The 18,160-nt window shown below is 57.1% G+C and carries 19 protein-coding genes; 12 read left to right on the plus strand and 7 right to left on the minus strand.

Features of this window, described 5'->3' with window-relative positions:
* Nucleotides 1–19: 19 nt before the first annotated feature.
* The 5 genes from GOW16_RS17085 to GOW16_RS17105 all read left to right on the plus strand — a co-directional run bounded on the left by GOW16_RS17085 (nt 20) and on the right by GOW16_RS17105 (nt 5,028).
* Complete coding sequence (locus GOW16_RS17085) at nt 20–1,060, plus strand: TRAP transporter substrate-binding protein (protein ID WP_170417201.1); 1,041 nt, start codon at nt 20–22, stop codon at nt 1,058–1,060.
* 88 nt (nt 1,061–1,148) lie between these two features.
* Nucleotides 1,149–2,615 carry a M81 family metallopeptidase gene (locus GOW16_RS17090; RefSeq protein WP_170417203.1) on the plus strand — a complete coding sequence of 489 codons (1,467 nt, stop codon included), beginning with the start codon at nt 1,149–1,151 and terminating at the stop codon, nt 2,613–2,615.
* Entirely contained in the window at nt 2,612–3,667 is a 1,056-nt protein-coding gene (locus tag GOW16_RS17095; protein ID WP_170417205.1) for a D-TA family PLP-dependent enzyme, read from the plus strand. Before GOW16_RS17090 ends, GOW16_RS17095 begins: the two co-directional genes overlap by 4 nt.
* 55 nt (nt 3,668–3,722) lie before the next feature.
* On the plus strand, nt 3,723–4,637 hold the full coding sequence (locus GOW16_RS17100) for a sugar kinase (RefSeq protein ID WP_170417207.1): 915 nt from the start codon (nt 3,723–3,725) through the stop codon (nt 4,635–4,637).
* The gene (locus tag GOW16_RS17105) at nt 4,630–5,028 is read left to right on the plus strand and encodes a RidA family protein (RefSeq protein ID WP_170417209.1); all 399 of its coding nucleotides are present in this window, start codon (nt 4,630–4,632) and stop codon (nt 5,026–5,028) included. The genes GOW16_RS17100 and GOW16_RS17105 overlap by 8 nt, the downstream gene beginning before the upstream one ends.
* Before the next feature lie 466 nt (nt 5,029–5,494).
* Here GOW16_RS17105 and GOW16_RS17110 read toward each other — a convergent pair whose 3' ends face one another.
* Nucleotides 5,495–6,181: a response regulator transcription factor gene (locus GOW16_RS17110; protein ID WP_058272567.1), complete on the minus strand. Its 687-nt coding sequence runs from the start codon at nt 6,179–6,181 to the stop codon at nt 5,495–5,497.
* A 161-nt stretch (nt 6,182–6,342) separates the two neighbouring features.
* Here GOW16_RS17110 and ribA point away from each other — a divergent pair, with 161 nt between their 5' ends.
* Together ribA and GOW16_RS17120 are read left to right on the plus strand one after the other, a co-directional pair.
* Nucleotides 6,343–7,437, plus strand: a complete 1,095-nt coding sequence (gene ribA, locus GOW16_RS17115; protein ID WP_170417211.1) for a GTP cyclohydrolase II — start codon at nt 6,343–6,345, stop codon at nt 7,435–7,437.
* Entirely contained in the window at nt 7,434–7,934 is a 501-nt protein-coding gene (locus GOW16_RS17120) for a L,D-transpeptidase family protein (RefSeq protein ID WP_170417213.1), read from the plus strand. The genes ribA and GOW16_RS17120 overlap by 4 nt, the downstream gene beginning before the upstream one ends.
* On the opposite strand, the gene GOW16_RS17125 is transcribed toward GOW16_RS17120, so the two are convergent.
* Both GOW16_RS17125 and GOW16_RS17130 read right to left on the minus strand, forming a co-directional pair.
* On the minus strand, nt 7,918–8,577 hold the full coding sequence (locus GOW16_RS17125) for a YggS family pyridoxal phosphate-dependent enzyme (RefSeq protein WP_170417215.1): 660 nt from the start codon (nt 8,575–8,577) through the stop codon (nt 7,918–7,920). The genes GOW16_RS17120 and GOW16_RS17125 overlap by 17 nt on opposite strands.
* A gap of 102 nt (nt 8,578–8,679) precedes the next feature.
* On the minus strand, nt 8,680–9,642 hold the full coding sequence (locus GOW16_RS17130; RefSeq protein WP_170417218.1) for a porin: 963 nt from the start codon (nt 9,640–9,642) through the stop codon (nt 8,680–8,682).
* Nucleotides 9,643–9,925: 283 nt separating this feature from the next.
* Here GOW16_RS17130 and GOW16_RS17135 point away from each other — a divergent pair, with 283 nt between their 5' ends.
* The 4 genes from GOW16_RS17135 to holA all read left to right on the plus strand — a co-directional run bounded on the left by GOW16_RS17135 (nt 9,926) and on the right by holA (nt 14,524).
* Nucleotides 9,926–10,414 (plus strand): DUF3576 domain-containing protein, encoded by a 489-nt coding sequence (locus tag GOW16_RS17135; RefSeq protein ID WP_170417219.1) that lies wholly within the window; start codon nt 9,926–9,928, stop codon nt 10,412–10,414.
* Between the two features lie 72 nt (nt 10,415–10,486).
* Complete coding sequence (gene leuS / locus GOW16_RS17140) at nt 10,487–13,021, plus strand: leucine--tRNA ligase (protein ID WP_170417221.1); 2,535 nt, start codon at nt 10,487–10,489, stop codon at nt 13,019–13,021.
* On the plus strand, nt 13,008–13,499 hold the full coding sequence (gene lptE / locus GOW16_RS17145; protein WP_170417223.1) for an LPS assembly lipoprotein LptE: 492 nt from the start codon (nt 13,008–13,010) through the stop codon (nt 13,497–13,499). The genes leuS and lptE overlap by 14 nt, the downstream gene beginning before the upstream one ends.
* On the plus strand, nt 13,496–14,524 hold the full coding sequence (gene holA, locus GOW16_RS17150; protein ID WP_170417226.1) for a DNA polymerase III subunit delta: 1,029 nt from the start codon (nt 13,496–13,498) through the stop codon (nt 14,522–14,524). Before lptE ends, holA begins: the two co-directional genes overlap by 4 nt.
* Here the strand turns inward: holA and GOW16_RS17155 are convergent.
* Nucleotides 14,521–15,705, minus strand: a complete 1,185-nt coding sequence (locus GOW16_RS17155; protein WP_170417228.1) for a TIGR03862 family flavoprotein — start codon at nt 15,703–15,705, stop codon at nt 14,521–14,523. The genes holA and GOW16_RS17155 overlap by 4 nt on opposite strands.
* Nucleotides 15,706–15,753: 48 nt before the next feature.
* On the opposite strand from GOW16_RS17155, the gene GOW16_RS17160 reads away from it, so the two are divergent.
* Entirely contained in the window at nt 15,754–16,050 is a 297-nt protein-coding gene (locus tag GOW16_RS17160; RefSeq protein WP_170417230.1) for an HNH endonuclease, read from the plus strand.
* On the opposite strand, the gene GOW16_RS17165 is transcribed toward GOW16_RS17160, so the two are convergent.
* From GOW16_RS17165 to GOW16_RS17175, 3 genes are read right to left on the minus strand one after another with little or no spacing between them, the layout of a single operon-like run.
* Nucleotides 16,051–16,788, minus strand: a complete 738-nt coding sequence (locus GOW16_RS17165; RefSeq protein WP_170417232.1) for a VOC family protein — start codon at nt 16,786–16,788, stop codon at nt 16,051–16,053.
* Complete coding sequence (locus GOW16_RS17170) at nt 16,785–17,393, minus strand: enoyl-CoA hydratase/isomerase family protein (protein WP_170417233.1); 609 nt, start codon at nt 17,391–17,393, stop codon at nt 16,785–16,787. The genes GOW16_RS17165 and GOW16_RS17170 overlap by 4 nt, the downstream gene beginning before the upstream one ends.
* Nucleotides 17,390–18,133 (minus strand): SDR family oxidoreductase, encoded by a 744-nt coding sequence (locus GOW16_RS17175; RefSeq protein ID WP_170417235.1) that lies wholly within the window; start codon nt 18,131–18,133, stop codon nt 17,390–17,392. The genes GOW16_RS17170 and GOW16_RS17175 overlap by 4 nt, the downstream gene beginning before the upstream one ends.
* Nucleotides 18,134–18,160 lie beyond the last annotated feature (27 nt).

Raw genomic sequence — 18,160 nt, forward strand, 5'->3', positions numbered from 1 at the left:
AACCAACAGGAGAAGAACAATGAAGACTATTCTGACAGGTGCGGCGCTTACCGCGACCATGCTTGCAACTAGTGCGTTGGCCGAAGGTGGCGTCATCAAATTCGGGCACGACAACAAAACAGATCCATTTGAGAATCCGGCGCACGCCTGTACGGCCGTGTTCTCTAACCTCGTGAATTCCGGCACCAATGGCAGCGTCACGGTCGAAGTGTTTGGATCAAACCAACTGGGCTCCGCCGCCGAGCATGTGCAGCAGGTGCGGGACGGCATCATTCAGGCAACCCTGACATCGACCGGCGCCTTGGCAAGCTACTACCCTCGGATTGATGTTCTCAATCTGCCATTTGCGTTTAACGGCAACGCCTCGACCTATGAGGTTTTCGATGGTGAGTTCGGCGAAGCTCTGGCCGCAGATATCGAAACCGAGCTGGGCGACGTTGTGGTCCTGGGCTTCCCGGATACAGGTGGGTTCTTTGCGGTCACCAACTCTCAGCGACCCATTGCAGACCTTAAAGACTTTGATGGCATTCGCATCCGGACGATGACTTTGCCTTCACATCAAAAGATCGTGCAAGCCTTGGGCGCAGAAGCCTATCCCCTCTCGTGGGGCGAGGTGTATTCCGGCCTTCAAACCGGCGTGATTGACGGTCAGATGAATCCGGTTCCGATCATCTCGTTCGCCAATTTTGCCGAAGTTCAGCAGTATCTGACGCTGACCAACCATCTGTTTTCGCCCTACACCTTCATGATCAACCGCGCATTCTTTGAGGGCCTGTCTGAGGCCGAGCAGGCCACGATCCGTACGGCTGCTGAAAACTGCGTAACTGCAAGCCGCGGTCTGTCACGGATCATCGAATCCTCAGATAGAGGTCTTGCGGGCCTCATGGATCAGATTGAAGTGACGGCCCTGACTGACGAGCAACGCAATTCCATGGCGGCTGCAACACAGCCTGCTTTTGAAGCGCATGTTCAGGAAAACCTGGATGAGAAAGCGGCCGAGCTTTTGGCAAGTTTCAAGGCTGCGGTAGAGAACGCCAACAACGCGTCTTACCTCGACTGATCCTCCCTGACTGCCGGAACCAACCGGCAGCACCTCTTGTCGGAGATCAGTTTCTGGTCTCCGACCCAACCAACGAATTGGATTAGACATGCGGGTTTTCTGTGCGTCCATTGCAACCGAAACAAATACGTTTTCCCCCCTGCGCACGGATTTTTCCGATTTCGAGCAGAGCTTTTACGCACCACCCGGCGAACACCCTGTTACCCCCACGTTGTGCAGCGCTGTGTTTCCGGCACTGAGAAAACGGGCGCAGGTCAATGAGCTGGAGTTGATCGAGGGCACTGCCACATGGGCGGAACCGGGCGGGTTACTAAACCGCGAAACATGGGCGCGGCTGAAACATGAGGTCCTGGATCAGGTGACCTCTGCTTTGCCTCTGGACGGCGTTGTTCTTGGTCTGCACGGGGCGATGATTGCCGAAGGGTGTGTGGATTGCGAAGGTGATTTGATCGAAGCCATTCGCGCTATTGTCGGCCCTAAAACGGTTATCGGAGCCAGCTTCGACCCGCACAGTCATCTCAGCCAGAAACGTGTATCGAATGCGGACGTAATCACTGTGTTCAAAGAATTTCCGCATACTGATTTTGTTGAAGCAGGAGAAGCCTGTGTCGATCTGACTCTGCGCACGATCAAAGGAGACATTCGGCCCGTTATCTCAGTTTTTGACGTTCGTATGTTGGATGTCCTGCCAACCAGCCAAGAACCCATGCGCGGATTTGTCGATCAACTGAAACAGATGGAGACAACGGGCGAAGTTCTATCCGCTTCGGTCATTCATGGCTTTATGGCCGGGGACTCTCCGGACCTTGGTGCTAAGATCATTGTCCTGACCGACAATGATCAGACCAAGGCGGATGATATAGCGCGCAAACTTGGATATGAGCTGTTTTCGTTTCGCGGGCAGACAAAGCCAGATTACCTGTCGCCTGTTGAGGCACTAAAAAAGGCTCAGAACGCTGTTCATGGGCCAGTGGTCGTGGCGGATGTTTGGGATAATCCAGGCGGAGGTGTCGCGGGCGATTCAACGCTGATCCTTGAAGAGGCCATCGCCCAAAAGCTCAAATCCGTAGCGTTCGGCACGATATGGGATCCCATGGCTGTGCGCCTCTGCCACGCAGCCGGAGAAGGCGCGGTCTTTGATCTTCGTTTTGGTGGCAAAACATCTGCTCTGGCCGGAAACCCGATTGACGCCACGGTCACGGTCGTCCGCAATAAACGCAATGCAGTTCAAAGCTTTGGTGCATCTGTCGTCCCCATGGGGGACTGTTCGGTCATACGACTGGGAGGGATCGAAGTTGTCCTGAACTCGAACCGAAGCCAGGCATTCTCGCCGGACCTGTTCACTAATCTCGGTATCGACATCAGCAAGAAAAAGATACTGGTCGTCAAATCGACCAACCATTTCCATGGCGCCTTCTCAGACGTTGCTTCCGAGATAATCTATGCAGCCGTCGAAGGCCCCTATCCGAATGACCCTACCAAAACACGTTACAAGAACCTGGCACGTCCAATATGGCCCATCGTAAAAAACCCTCACAAGGAGGTTGTGGAATGAGATTTCCTGACATCGATACACCGGCCGTTCTGGTCGATCTGGATATCGCCGAAGCAAATATCGACCGCTTTCAGGCCCACTGTATGAAACACGGGCTCGCCGTCCGACCGCATATCAAAACCCACAAGCTCCCAATGTTGGCGCGACGGCAGCTTGAGGCTGGCGCTATTGGCATAACCTGCCAGAAAGTGAGTGAAGCCGAGGCAATGATTGCGGACGGCGGCATCGATGACGTGTTGGTCACCTTTAATATCCTCGGCGACGCAAAGCTGGCACGGTTACGTGCCCTTTCAGAGAAGGTGAAGTTGTCAGTCGTTGCGGACAACATCGAAACCATTGACGGTTTGTCGAAGTTCTTTGCTGATACGCCGACACCACTGGGCGTACTTGTGGAGTGTGACACCGGCGCGGCGCGTTGTGGCGTAACCACCCCCGAACAAGCGCGAGATTTGGCACGTTATATCGATAGCCAACCGGGCGTTTCGTTCCTCGGTCTCATGACATATCCCCCTGTGGGCCAAGAGGGCGCGGTTCAGGAATGGCTCACCCGTGCCAAACGCGAAATCGAAGAGACCGGATTGCCGGTGCGCGTCGTGTCCCATGGCGGCTCACCGGGCATGTGGCAAGCGCAGGATGTGCCGGTTGCGACGGAATATCGGATTGGCACGTACATCTACAATGACCGTTCATTGCAGGCGCGGGGTATTTGTACCTGGGAAGATTGCGCTCTGAGCGTTCTTGCCACTGTAATCTCGGTCCCCACCGAAAATCGGGCCGTAATCGATGCGGGATCAAAGGTGCTGACGTCAGATTTGCTGGGGCTGGAAGGCCACGGGTACGTGATAGGTCGCCCGGACATTCTAGTTGAGGGCCTGTCAGAGGAACATGGCGTTCTGAAGGCCGACAAGATCAATCTGAAAGTTGGTGAACGTATCCGGATCATTCCCAACCATGCCTGCGTTGTGACCAATATGGTGGACCAGATTGAAGCCATTCGTGGCGACTATACGCTGGGGTCTATTCCAGTCGCGGCGCGGGGCAAAGTTCAGTAACAGCAATAACTTAGCCCGGATATGCAACCTGCGCTGGGCATCGATAAGGTACAACATGGCTGACCTCATATGTTTAGGGGAACCCCTGTTCGAGTTGAATGCATGCTCGGATGGCCTGTTCAAGAGCGGATTTGGCGGAGATGTCTCCAACGTCGCCGTCGCTGCCGCCAGACAGGGGATAGACGTCGCCTTGATCACGCGCGTCGGAGATGATCAATTTGGAGAGAAACTTCGAGGTTTGTGGTCCCGAGAAGGCGTAAACCACGAACACGTGCTAACTGCCGCCAGTGAAGACACGGGGCTCTATTTTGTCTTTCACGATGGAGACGGGCACCATTTCGTTTACCGTCGGAAAGGCTCCGCTGCGAGCCGGATGTTGCCGGAACAAATTCCAGGCGATGTAATCTCCAATGCCAGGATGTTTTACACTTCCGGGATCAGTCTTGGGGTAAGCCCAGAGTTACAATCAACAACTCAGCAAGCAATCCATACAGCGCGTAAGTCTGGCACTTCAATTGCTTTCGATCCCAACTTGCGTACAGCTCTTTGGCCGCTGGACGAGGCGCGACAGGTTACCCATGATGCAATGAAAATGTGCAACATTGCGTTGCCAGGGCTTGATGATGCCCGTCAATTGACGAGCCTTCACAGCCCCGACGACATCATTGGCTTCTACCACAATCTGGGTGCTGAAATTGTGGCGCTGTCTCTTGGTGCGGACGGTGTATCAGTATCCGACGGGCAAGGCATTCATGCAATTCCCGCAGTATCAGTCCAGGCGGTCGACGCCACCGGGGCAGGGGACTGTTTCAACGGAATTTTCTTGTCCGCTTACCTGCAAAACAAGGATGCCTTGAAGTCCGCAGAACTCGCGAACCGCGGCGCGGCCATATCGACCACGGGGTTTGGTGCCGTGGACCCAATCCCTTACGGAAATGAGCTAACAGAAGGAAATCACTTCAATGACTGAGAAAAAAATCGTGCGCCTGGGCGATGACAGGACAGGTGCAGGTGGTCAACCATTGCCCTTTGCACCAGCCGTAAGAGCTGGTGACTTTGTGTTCATCTCTGGGCAGGTGGCAATGAAAGAAAATGGAGAAATCGAAGCGGGAGGCATTGAGGCACAAACCCGAAAAACGATGGAAAACCTGATTGCGGCTTTAGCGTTGGCTGATTGCACCTTGGAAGATATAGCGAAAGTGGGCGTCTGGCTGGATGATCCTCGCGATTTTTGGACGTTCAACCGAGTCTACGCGACCTACTTCCCGAATGGAGGCCCGGCCCGCTCAACAGTTCGTTCCCAAATCATGGTGGACGCCAAAGTCGAGATTGATGCGGTCGTATACAAACCTCTTGGCTAATTCCCGCAGTCTTCAACCCAAATTAATAGAGCTGGCGTTCTTCGCCAACCTATTTACTTTAAACTGAACTGAGCAGCCTTCTGACCGGACGCTTTTGTGACTTATTGGGGCACTGCGAATGCCTATGGTTTAGAAGGTATTGGCCAGTTAAGTTACGCGACTAGATCCTTGCTTCCGCAATCTTCGCTGCGCTTCGCATCAATGGACGGAATTCCCGCTGCTCTGCGGCGTTGACATTTGAGCGCTTGCAGCAATTTTAGTGCTGCGTAAGTTCGAAGCGTGAAGCACAAATTCACACTTGGGGCTCAAAGCGGACATTCGTTCACTTCACCAACAAAAAAAGCCGGGCCATAAGGCCCGGCAGTCCAACAGGGAGGTGCATGTCATAACCCGGACATGCGCGGGTTGGGAGTAATCTAATTACACATCCAGAGTATCACTTTGATCCACGTCAATCCACCCGGAGTTACGAGACCAAGCGATATCCGCCCGATTCTGTGACCAAAAGACGCGCATTCGATGGATCGGGTTCGATCTTTTGGCGCAGGCGATAAATGTGGGTTTCCAACGTATGGGTGGTGACACCGGCGTTGTAACCCCAAACCTCGTGCAGCAGCACATCGCGCGCAACGACGCCATCGGCCGAGCGATACAGGAACTTGAGGATGTTGGTTTCTTTCTCGGTCAGGCGGATCTTGCGATCCTCCTCGGTGATCAGCATCTTCATGGCTGGTTTGAAGGTGTACGGCCCCAGCACAAAGACCGCGTCTTCGGATTGTTCATGCTGGCGCAGCTGCGCGCGGATGCGGGCCAGAAGAACCGGAAATTTGAACGGTTTGGAAACATAATCGTTGGCGCCCGCGTCCAGACCCAAGATGGTATCTGCGTCGCTATCATGGCCCGTCAGCATCAGGATTGGGCTTTTGACGCCCTGTTTGCGCATCAGGCGGCACAGCTCGCGACCGTCCGTATCTGGCAAACCGACGTCCAGAATGACCAGGTCATAGATCGCCTCGCGTGCCCGCTCCATGGCGGATTGACCGTCTGCGGCCTCGAACACGTCGAAATCCTCGGTCATCACAAGTTGCTCGCTGAGCGCCTCGCGCAGGTCTTCATCGTCATCCACCAGCAGGATTTTCTTGAGCTGAGCCATGTCCGGTCCTCCTAAGCCTTTTCCACCATTTGCGTGCGAAAAGCGCAATCAACAAGATTTACTGCAATACTCTCACGCCCTCGTGTCTGACGCAGAGGAATTGTTTCACTTTTCCATCCGTTCGGGTTAGACGAAGACCAACACGTTATAGGGTAACACAGATGAGTCTTATCCCCGATATTTCGGAATTGCTGGCACGAGCCCGGGCAGACCTGCGTATGGGCGTACCGGTCGTTTTGACTGATGACAGCGGATTCAGCGTCATAGCCATCGCATCTGAAACCCTGAGCGCGCAGCGGTTGGCCGATTTGCGGAGCATCAGTGGTCAGCCCGTCGTCGCGGTCACCGTAAGACGCGCAGAGACGTTGAAGGCACGCGCCTATGATGGCGATCTTGCGCGGGTCATCATCCCGCCGGACACCGACATCGCATGGGTTCAGGCCGTCGCCGATCCCTCGGATGATCTGAACACTCCGATGAAAGGCCCCCTGATGTCCGAGCGTCAGGGCAATGCCAACCTGCACCGTATTGCCATCGCCCTGACGAAATCCGCGCGCCTGTTGCCAGCCGCGGTCGTAGTCCCCATCGAGGACGGTCGCAGTTTTGCAGCGTCACACGGCCTGACTTGCATCGACCACACCCGCGCCGCGCCGCATTTGGCGGACCGCAGCGCCCTGCACGCCATTGCAGCAGCGCGCTTGCCAATGGAGGTGTCCGAGGCCGGCCGCCTGCACGTGTTCCGTCCCGAAGACGGTGGAGAAGAGCACTATGCCGTGGAAATCGGGCGTCCTGACCGAAGCAAACCGGTATTGGCCAGATTACACTCGGCCTGTTTCACGGGCGATTTGATGGGCAGCTTGAAATGCGATTGCGGGCCGCAGCTGCGTGGGGCGCTTGCCCAGATGGGGTCCGAAGGCGCTGGCGTTTTGCTATACCTTAACCAGGAAGGGCGCGGAATCGGGCTGGCCAACAAGATGCGGGCCTATTTCCTGCAGGATCAGGGTTTTGACACGGTCGAGGCTAATCATCGGTTGGGATTCGAGGACGACGAACGCGATTTCCGACTGGGTTCGGACATCCTGAAAGAGCTCGGTTTTACCTCGGTTCGGTTGCTGACGAACAACCCGGCGAAAATCGCGATGATGGAAAAGACAGGCATCGCCGTAACCGAGAGAGTCCCGTTGAAAGTGGGTGAAACAGCCCATAACCGAGGATATCTGGCAACCAAGGCCGCAAAGTCGGGCCATTTGCTGTGACGCCAGACGATCTGGTTCTTACGCCTCGCGGCGTCCGGTTTGCCGGGCAGGTCTTTCCATGTTCAATCGGAAAAGGCGGCCTGACGGATGACAAGCGCGAAGGCGATGGGGCAACACCAGTAGGTGTGCACCACATTGTCGGAATGCTGTTTCGGCCGGACAGGCTCACAGCTCCGGCTTCATGGGCGATTCCCATAGGCCCGGGTGATCTTTGGTCTGATGACAGCGGGGACAGCCAATACAATCAGATGGTCAGCGCGCCCTATGCGCCCAGCCACGAAAAGCTGCGGCGCGCGGACCCCCTGTACGATCTTGTGCTGATCACCGACTGGAACTGGCCGAATTCGGTGCCGGGCCGCGGATCAGCCATTTTCCTTCACCAATGGAGACGCCCCGGCTATCCAACCGAAGGCTGCGTTGCGTTTCGCCGCGACCACTTGCATTGGCTCGCGCGCAGACTATCCCCCGGATCACGCCTGATTATTCCGCGGGTTTGATCCTCTCACCAAAGATGGCGGAACCTACGCGCACATGGGTGGCGCCCAGTGCGATTGCCTGCTCGAAATCACTGCTCATCCCCATAGACAAGCCCTGCAACCCGTTGCGCTCGGCGATCTTGGCCAGCAACGCGAAATGCAACGAGGGCTCTTCGTCGACCGGCGGAATCGCCATCAACCCCTGAATCGGCAAATCCAACTCCCGGCATTCGGCGATGAAGGCGTCTGCATCTGCCGGCATGATTCCCGCTTTTTGCTTTTCCTCTCCGGTATTGACCTGGATGAACAGATCCGGACACTGGCCAATGTCTTGCGCCAGCCGCGCCAGCGTTTTAGCCAGTTTGGGCCGATCCACCGAGTGAATCGTGTTGAAAAGCTCCATTGCCTGCCGGGCCTTGTTGGTTTGCAACGGCCCGATCAGATGTAGGTCGATTCCCGAAAACTGCTCTTTGAAGCCCGGCCATTTGCCGGCTGCTTCCTGCACGCGGTTTTCCCCAAAACAGCGGTGGCCTTCGCTTAGCACGGCCTCGACACGTTCATTCGGTTGAACCTTTGATACCGCGATCAGCTTTGTCGATCCCGCGAGTCTTCCAGCGTTGGTTTCGGCCTTGGCGATGCGGGCAGTTATGTCGTGCAGCGACATGGATTTCCTCTCTCTGCTTTGAGGGCAGAAAAACACCAAGTCCGCGCAAAAGAAAAGGGCAGGTCCGAAGACCTGCCCTTAAACTTTGTGCGTCTGATCGACTTAGAAGTCGAAGCGAGCACCGAAGTCTGCACGGATTGTGCTGTCTGCGTCACCAACTTTGGTGTCACCGATACCACCGCGCAGCGATGCACCGCCGCCCAGGTCGTAGATGGCGCCAATGCCGTACTGACGAGTGTCGTTGTCAGCCGAACCGTCGCCGTAAGCGAAGGTCAGGGTGGTTGCAGCGCCCAGGTTGTAGGCTGCCGACAGACCGTATGCGGTGCCGTTTTCAGCGTCCACGTTCACATCATCGTCAGCGACGAAGATGGTGCCCGAGAAGTTGCCGAATTCTGCACCCAGGGTCAGAACGGTCAGGGTCGACTTTTCAATGCCGCCACCGGTGGTCTGACCGTAGGCCAGAGCTGCGGTGAAGTTGTTGAAGTTGTAAGTCGCGCTGATGTCCCACTGATCGGTGCCGCCCAGAGCGGTTCCGCCGTTGTTGGTGGTGTTTTCATCATACGATGCGCCAAATGCGAAGTCGCCAACTGCGTACTGGAAGAACACAGCGTTTGCGCCTGCACCGGTCGACGAGAATGTCAGGAAGTCATAGTCAACGCCGGAGTACTGACCGATGAAGCTTTCCAGACCAGGCTCGTTACCGTAGTAGTTTGCCAGGTTGTCGAAGGCACCCGAAACGTTGCCCGCGTCAACACGCAGACCACCGTAGATGACCGAGAAACGTGCGCCGCTCAGGTTAGCCGAACCGGCTTCGCCTGTGGATGCGTTTTCGTCAGCCTGCATACGAACACGAGCCGAGAACTCAACGCCGCCGTCGGTTTCAACGTTTGCGTCGATGTTCAGACGGAAGCGCGAAATCAGGATGGTGTCGCTTACGTTGTCGTTGGTCGAACGGTCTTCCTGGTAACCAATACCAAAACGGCCGTAACCGCCGAATTTCACTTCAGCTGCTGCAACGCCTGCGGTCGCGATCAGCGCCGTGGTTGCAAAGAGAACTTTTTTCATCTTGTTTCCCTCGGTTTCAAAAATTTATCTACTCGACATATGCCTCAGCACATGTCTCAGCACGGGAACCGTTTCGCTCGAATTGCCCCCAAAGCGCAAGCTTGCCTTAAATGTGGAGCGCGCATTGGCCCCAAATTGGTGCAAGGATGCCACAGTCGATATTTGGGGGCCAATATGCCCACCACACTGACATGTGTAATAAGAATAGGGTTGTTGCTGAACTGGACCTTGTCTAGGAGTAACACGTAACAAAGTAGACCAAGTGAAACAGGACCAGTCGACAATGCGCCTGCAGACGATTTTCGGTTTGATCATAATGACTGCTGCCGTGTCGGCCTGCGGACAGAATCGGGGGGCTGCGCCGAATACAGCTTTGCTGAGTTCAGACAGCACCCGCACAGATGAACGAGAGCTGAACGATCCGGATCGCACAACCATCTGGGATGTGTTCGACCGCGGCAATGCCGAACAGATCGTTAATGTGAATCGGTATCTGTGGGCAGCATCGCTGGATGTGCTGAATTTCCTGCCGGTCCAGGAAGTCGACCCATTTACCGGCGTGATTGTAACAGGTTACGGCACTCCGCCCGGCGGCGGACGCTCTTATCGCGCAACTGTACATATAAGCGACCCGGCGCTGGCTGCGCGGTCGCTGTCGGTTTCGCTGCAATCCAGCGGGGGCGCTCCGGTTAGCGCGGCAACAGCGCGGGCGGTCGAGGACGCGATCCTAAACCGGGCACGCCAGTTGCGCATTGCAGACAACAAGCTCTAGCCACCCGCCGAAAATCACAATATTACCACGCCGGGTTCATGCCCGGCGTTTTCATTTACGAAGGACCGCACCATGTCGCGCTACTCGGCCACAGAAATCGAAGCAAAATGGCAAGAGGCCTGGGACAAGGCCGGGATCTTCACTGCCGACCACAAGGCGGACAAGCCGAAATATTACGTGCTTGAGATGTTCCCCTATCCCTCGGGCCGAATCCATATGGGGCATGTGCGTAACTACACGATGGGTGACGTGATCGCGCGTCATAAGCTGGCGACCGGGCATAATGTACTGCACCCGATGGGCTGGGATGCCTTTGGAATGCCTGCTGAAAATGCTGCCATGGCGATTGGTGGGCACCCCAAAGACTGGACATACAGCAATATCGCTGACATGCGCGGACAGATGAAGCCACTGGGTTTGTCGATCGACTGGTCACGCGAATTCGCCACCTGTGACCCAGAATACTATGGCCAGCAGCAGGCACTGTTCCTTGATATGCTCGAAGCCGGGCTGGTCTATCGTAAAAACGCGGTCGTAAACTGGGATCCGGTCGACATGACCGTTCTGGCCAATGAACAGGTGGAAAACGGGCGCGGCTGGCGCTCGGGCGCTCTGGTCGAACGCCGCGAGCTGACGCAATGGTTCTTCAAAATCTCCGATTACTCCGAAGAGTTGCTGGACGCACTGGACACGCTGGAGAACTGGCCCGCCAAAGTACGTCTGATGCAGGAAAACTGGATCGGCAAGTCGCGCGGCCTGCAGTTCGGGTTCGAACGAACTGATGGCGCCGAGCCGATCAGCGTATATACGACTCGCCCGGATACACTGCTGGGCGCGTCCTTTGTCGGCATCTCGCCGGATCACCCGATTGCCAAGCAGCTTGAGACAAAAAACCCCGAAGTTGCTGAGTTTGTTGCTGAATGCCGCAAGGGTGGTACTACAGAAGAGGCCATCGAAACGGCTGAAAAGCTGGGCTATGACACCGGCATTCGCGTCAAACACCCGCTTGACCCGAATTGGGAGCTGCCGGTCTGGATCGCCAACTTCATTCTTATGGATTACGGCACCGGCGCGATCTTTGCCTGCCCGGCGCACGATCAGCGTGACCTCGATTTCTGCCGCAAGTATGGACTGCCGGTGGTCGATACCTTCTTTGCTCTGGATGATGACACGCCGGTCGACAAGATCGCCTTTGTCCCACCCAAAACTGAAAAAGTCCGCTGGGTGAACCATTTTGCTGGTCTAACCGAGGCCACAGGTGACGAGGCGATCAACGCCACTGTCGATTTCGCTGAAAAGGCCGGTTGGGGTGAAGGTGTTACCAAGTACCGACTGCGCGACTGGGGCCTGTCTCGCCAGCGCTATTGGGGATGCCCGATTCCTGTCGTTCACTGCGACAGCTGCGGAGTTGTGCCCGAGAAAAAAGAAAACCTGCCTGTTCGCTTGCCCGATGATGTCACTTTCGACAAGCCAGGCAATCCGCTGGACCGCCACCCGACCTGGCGCGATTGCGCCTGCCCGTCCTGTGGCGCGCCTGCCAAGCGTGAAACCGACACGATGGACACCTTTGTCGATTCGTCTTGGTATTTCGCCCGTTTCACCGCGCCACACGCCGAAACGCCGACCAATCTGGCCGAGGCCGAATACTGGATGAATGTCGATCAGTATATCGGCGGCATCGAACACGCGATTCTGCACCTGCTCTATTCTCGCTTCTTCGCCCGGGCGATGAACATCACTGGCCACCTGCCGAAAAAAGCCGTTGAGCCGTTCAATGCGTTGTTCACGCAGGGCATGGTGACGCACGAGATTTACCAGACCCGCGATGCCAAAGGTCGTCCGGTCTATCACCTGCCCGAGGATGTGACCGACGGCAAACTGACCGACGGCACCGAAGTCGAGATCATTCCCTCAGCCAAGATGTCGAAGTCCAAAAAGAACGTCGTCGACCCGGTCAGCATCATCTCTGCCTTCGGCGCTGACACGGCCCGCTGGTTCGTTCTGTCCGATTCGCCGCCCGAACGCGACGTGGAATGGACTGCTTCGGGGGCAGAAGCCGCATTTAAACATCTCAGCCGCGTGCACCGCATTGCCTCAGAGATCGCCGAATCGGATACTCCGGCCAACGCCGAAGACGAGACCCTGCTGCGCGAGATGCACAAAGCTATCCACGATGTGTCAGGCGGTGTTGAATCCTTTGGATTCAACGCCTCGATCGCCAAGCTTTATGCTTTCACGAACACCTTGGCGAAGTCAAAGGCGGGCACTGCTGCGAAGCGCGAGGCCGCCAAAACGCTGGCACAGCTGATGTCGCCGATGACCCCGCACCTGTCCGAGGAACTCTGGCAATTGCTGGGCGGTGAAGGACTGGTTGCCACGGCACCATGGCCGGTTGCGGATGAAGCCATGCTGGTTGACGACACCGTCACCCTGCCGATCCAGATCAACGGCAAGCGCCGTGCGGAAATCAGCGTTGGCAAGGATATGCCCAAGGACGAGGTTGAAAAAATCGCGCTCAGCACCGAAGCTGTGCAAAAGGCGCTGGACGGCGCTGCACCCAAGAAAGTTATCGTTGTACCAGGCCGGATTGTGAATGTCGTCGTTTAATCGCAGAACCTTGTTGTTGATGCCGCTGGCGCTTGCCGCCTGCGGTTTCGAACCTGTGTACGCTCCGGGCGGTTCTGGCTCGGCCCTTTATGGTCGCGTGGAAGTGTCCGCGCCAAGCACAGTCGGCAGCTTTCTTCTGGTCGAAGATCTTGAGCAAAAGCTTGGCCGCAGCGCGACATCCGGCAGTGATTACAGTCTGGATGTTTCCGTCGCGACTCAGACAGTGGCGGCAGCGATCACCACGACGAACGAAACCAACCGTCTTACCATCAACGGAACCGCCAATTATTCGCTTAGATCGAACACAACGGGACAAGTTCTTGCCTCGGGTTCAGTGACGGACTTTGTGGGGTACTCGGCGGCCGGCTCCACCGTGTCCACTTTGGCCGATGAACGGGACGCCACACAACGCCTGATGGTGATTCTGTCTGATCAGATCATCAGTCGCCTTTACGCCACACCGGGCCTGTCCACATGAAGCTAAACCCGCGCGAGGCCGAGGGGTACTTCTCGAAACCCGACGCGGACAAGACCGGGCTGTTGATCTACGGCGCGGATGCAATGCGGGTGGCACTGAAGCGTCAGCAGGTTCTGGCGGCGCTTTTGGGTGCTAATGCCGAAGAAGAGATGCGGCTGACCCGCCTGCCTGGAAGCGATCTGCGTGGCGATCCGGCCTTGTTGCTGGACGCGGTCAAAGCGGTCGGGTTCTTTCCCGGGCCTCGCGCTGTGTTCGTCGAAGACACAACCGACGTGGCTGCCCCCGCAATCCTGGCGGCGCTGGAAGATTGGACGCCCGGGGACGCCCAGATCATCGTCACCGCCGGGCAGCTCAAGGCCAGTTCCAAGATCCGCAAAGCGTTCGAAACACACCGCTCGGCTTATGCGGTGGGTATCTATGATGACCCACCTTCGCGCGCGGAAGTTGAACGCATTCTGACGGCTGCCGGTTTGCGGAACATCCCCAGCGATTCAATGTCGGTGATCACCGAGCTGGCCATCGGTATCAGCCCCGGTGACTTTACCCAAACGATTGAAAAACTGTCGCTTTACAAAAGCGGTGACGGTTCCGAACTGACGATAGAAGACATCGAAGCCTGCGCGCCCCGCTCGACCGAGGCCGCCTTGGACGACGTGCTGAACGTGGTTGCCGAGGGCCGCGCGGGTGAAATAGGCCCGCTGATCCGACGTTTGCAATCGCAGGGGACCAATGCGGTCAGTCTTTGCATCGGTGCGACTCGGCACTTCCGTACTTTGTACGCCTGCGCGTCCGACCCGGGCGGAGCGGCGCAAGGCATCGGAAAGCTGCGCCCCCCGGTATATGGTAAGCGTCGCGATCGCATTCTGCGTCAGGCCCAGGGATGGGGTGCGCAAAAACTGCAGACCGCATTGACGGTTCTGACGGATACGGATCTGTCGCTGCGCTCGGCCGGACAAACGGCACCGGCCATGGCATTGGTCGAACGGGCGATGATCCGACTGGCGATGCTGGCGCGCACGCGCTAGGCGGTCCGTTTCAGCCAATCTGCAGCATTTCGTCCAGCCCAACGGCCCGTCGCCAGACAAGCCGTTAGTAGATAGCCGCCGGTCGGGGCCTCCCAGTCTAGCATCTCGCCCGCACAGAACACGCCGGGACATGCGGCCAACATCAGGCCGTCATCGAGCGCGTCTTGTGGCACACCACCTGCCGTAGAAATCGCCTCATCCATCGGACGCAATCCAGCACCAAAGATTGGCAATTGTTTCAGCCTGGTTGCCTCTAGCCCCTTAGGCAGTGCACAGAGCTTTGACATCTCATGAAACAGCGCGATCTTCTGCGGCGGCAGCTTCAGTGACTTTTTCAACCATTGTGACAAGGTCATTTTCGAATTCCTTGCCGTCAATCGGGCCTGCAAGTCCGATGCGGTTAAATCCGGCACAAGATCGACAAACAGGTCCGCACCTGCGCGCAGGGCCGGGGTCAGAGAGTATAGTCCACCACCCTCTAACCCGGTTTCGGAAATCACCGCCTCACCGCGGCTGTCCAACTCTTCGGCCATCCACCGCACCGATTTCAACGCCGCACCGAAATGGGGCTGCATGTAAGAACTCCAACCGACCGATATGGCAGAGTTCGAGGGTGCGAATGGTGCGAGTGGCACGCCCTGTTCATGCAGCAACTGTGCCCATGCGCCGTCAGAACCCAACCGCGACCAGCTTGCCCCGCCCATCGCAAGTACGGTCACGTCCGCGCTAAAGACTTGCCTGCAATCGGGCGTTTCGAAAACAGCTTGATGATCTTGCCAACCCACCCAACGCCAGCGAGTCCTGATACGGACGCCCGCCACGTCCAACCGTTCCAGCCATGCCCGCAAAAGCGGAGAGGCTTTCATAACACTGGGAAACACGCGCCCGGTCGAGCCAGTGAACAGCTCTTGCCCAAGCTCTCGTGCCCATGTCTGCACATCCGAGGCGTCGAATTCAGCAATCATCGGGCGCAGCCAATCCGCGGCCTCGGAATATGACGACAACAGAGTTTCAAATGGCTCGTCCTTCGTCAGGTTCAGCCCGGACTTCCCAGCCATAAGAAACTTCCGCGCCACCGAAGGCTTGGCCTCGGCCACCACTACAGAATGCCCTGCCTTGGCCAGTTCCTCGGCTGCCATCAGGCCTGCGGGTCCTCCGCCGATCACCAGTGCCTGTGCCATCCCTGCCCTCTTGCGTTTCGCGCCACCCGACGCAACCTTACCTACGCCATGACGAACAGCGATCCAATCTGCCCGCTCTGCGACCGCCCGATCCCGGATGGGGGCGGCAGCCTGCACCATCTGATCCCAAAACTCAAAGGGGGCAAGGGCGGACCCACCGTCCTGCTACATCTGATCTGCCACAAAGAGGTACACGCAACCCTGACCGAGGCCGAGTTGGCCCGTGAATTCAATACAGTCGAAGCCTTGCGCGCGCATCCTCGGTTAGAGAAGTTCCTGCATTGGGTCCGAAAACGCCCACCCGGGTTTCGGTCGAAAGTCCCGGGAAAACGGCGTGGGCGCTGATTAGCCGGGGTTTATCGGGTCTCCAAACGCATCCCGTGTCGGCGCGGCAAGCCCTTGAAACTCCAACCCGCGATAGTCGGGCGCATTGGCAAATCGGGCGCCTTCGACGTGTTGGAATTCCAAAGTTGTGTAAGGGCGTTTCCAAAGCCATTCGCGATTTTCCACAGCCCACAGGTCCAGGTTTGGCGGAACCTCGTCGGTGAACGCGTAAAAATGCAGATCAAAGCCGTATTGTCCGACGTCCTGCATCGACAGCAGGCGCATGCCCTGAGCGCGACAGAACGCATCCTCAGCTGTTATGTCCCCGGTTCGTAGAGTGATCTGACCGATGCAAGCCTTCGCAAACGGATCGCTCGGGTCTGCAGCGTTGGGCGGTCGGTTGCCTTCAAATTCGTGCTGAAGCAGCTCGATCACGAACCCTTCGGGATCCTTGAGGTGGCACATATACCCTATGTCCAGAAACTGTTTCGGATCTGATACCTCAATACCCTTTTTGCGCAGGAAGGCTGCGGCCAGATCGACATCCGGTAAGGTGATGCCGATCTTCCAATAGCGTTGCCCTGTATCATGGGTGTAGCCACCGCCGCCGGGCATCAGCAGTAAATCGGCGTCCTGCCCCTGATAGCCGATGCGCAGGCACACCCCTTGCGATTGCACCGACATCCCAAGAACGTCCGCATAAAAACTGCCCAATTGCTCAGGATCAGCGACGCGCAATCGCAAGCCAGACAGCCTCATCCGCACAACCCAGCGATACCTGCAGCGATGCTGGGATCGGCTGCGATGCTGTCAGCGACCAGATCTCGCGCCGTTTGCATCAGGTCATCCGGCGCCACCACCCGATCCACCAGACCAAAGGAATAAGCGTCATCCGCCGTGATCTTTTGCCCGGCCATCAGGATCATCTTTGTGCGCGATGGTCCGATCAGCGCCGACATGCGCACCGGATCGGACGGTTGCGGCAGAAAGCCCAGTTTCATCACAGGATAAAAAAACTTGGCAGACGGGACTGCAATTCGGATGTCACAGGCCAGCACCATACCGTTTGCCCCGCCGGCCAGAGTACCATTCAACGCGGCGACCGTCAGACACGGCAAGGCCGCGATTGCGCCCGACAAACGCTCCCACACGTCTGACGTTGCAAGACCCGCACGCGCCTCATCCAGATCGGCACCGGCGCTGAAAACCTTGCCTGCACCGGTCAGGATCAGGGCGCGCGCCTCGGAGGCGGCTTCGGCAATCTCGGCCAGTTCGGTAAGCATCGCCCCGGTCAGCGCGTTGGCCTTGCCCGGATTGTTCAGGGTGACGATCCACAAACCGTCTTCTTTGTTTAGTTCGATCACGTCAGTCCAACTCTTTGCCGAATATCCTCACGTCGCAGCGAAATCTCGGTTCCCAAAAATTCATTCGCATCCGCCGTGCACATCCATAACAGCGCCTTGGCCGGCCAGTCGGCAGGAATATGATCACTCCAGTCCAACTGGCTGACGGCGTTGATACCGCTGGCCTTGATGACCCGCTGCATTTCGGTCGCCACAGTTCCCGGTGAAAGGCCCATTGCGCGGATGCCATGTAACGATTCCTCAAGATGTAGGCATTCCGTCAGCATCTTTGCACCGGCCTTGGATGCGCAATAATGGCTCCAGGCCTCAACCGGGTTCGAAGCCGCGCCAGATGATACAGTCAACACAGTGCCACCGCCCGCCGCTCGCATGATGGGCAACACCGCACGCATTCCGTAGAACACTCCCTTGAGGTTGATATCGATCGCCTTGTCCCACGCCGCAACATCCGCGTTCGAGAGATGGAAGATCGGATCAATGACGCCAGCATTCCCGATCAGAACATCCAACGCGCCAAACCTGTCGACGCAATCTGCAACGGCCTGTTCGACCTGCGCAAAATCGCTGACGTCACATTCCAGCGCGATTGCATTCTCGCCCAACGCAGAGGCCAATGCGGCGATCTGGTCGCGGCTACGTGCAACCAGCGCCACGTTCGCACCCGCTGCGGCAAAAACGCGCCCCGCCTCTGCTCCGATGCCACGGCTGGCCCCAGTTATCAGTACGGTTTTTCCCTGCATTTGGTTCCTATACCTCCAACGGTTTGA

The organism is Ruegeria atlantica (assembly GCF_013033965.1).
Lineage (GTDB): Bacteria > Pseudomonadota > Alphaproteobacteria > Rhodobacterales > Rhodobacteraceae > Ruegeria > Ruegeria atlantica_D.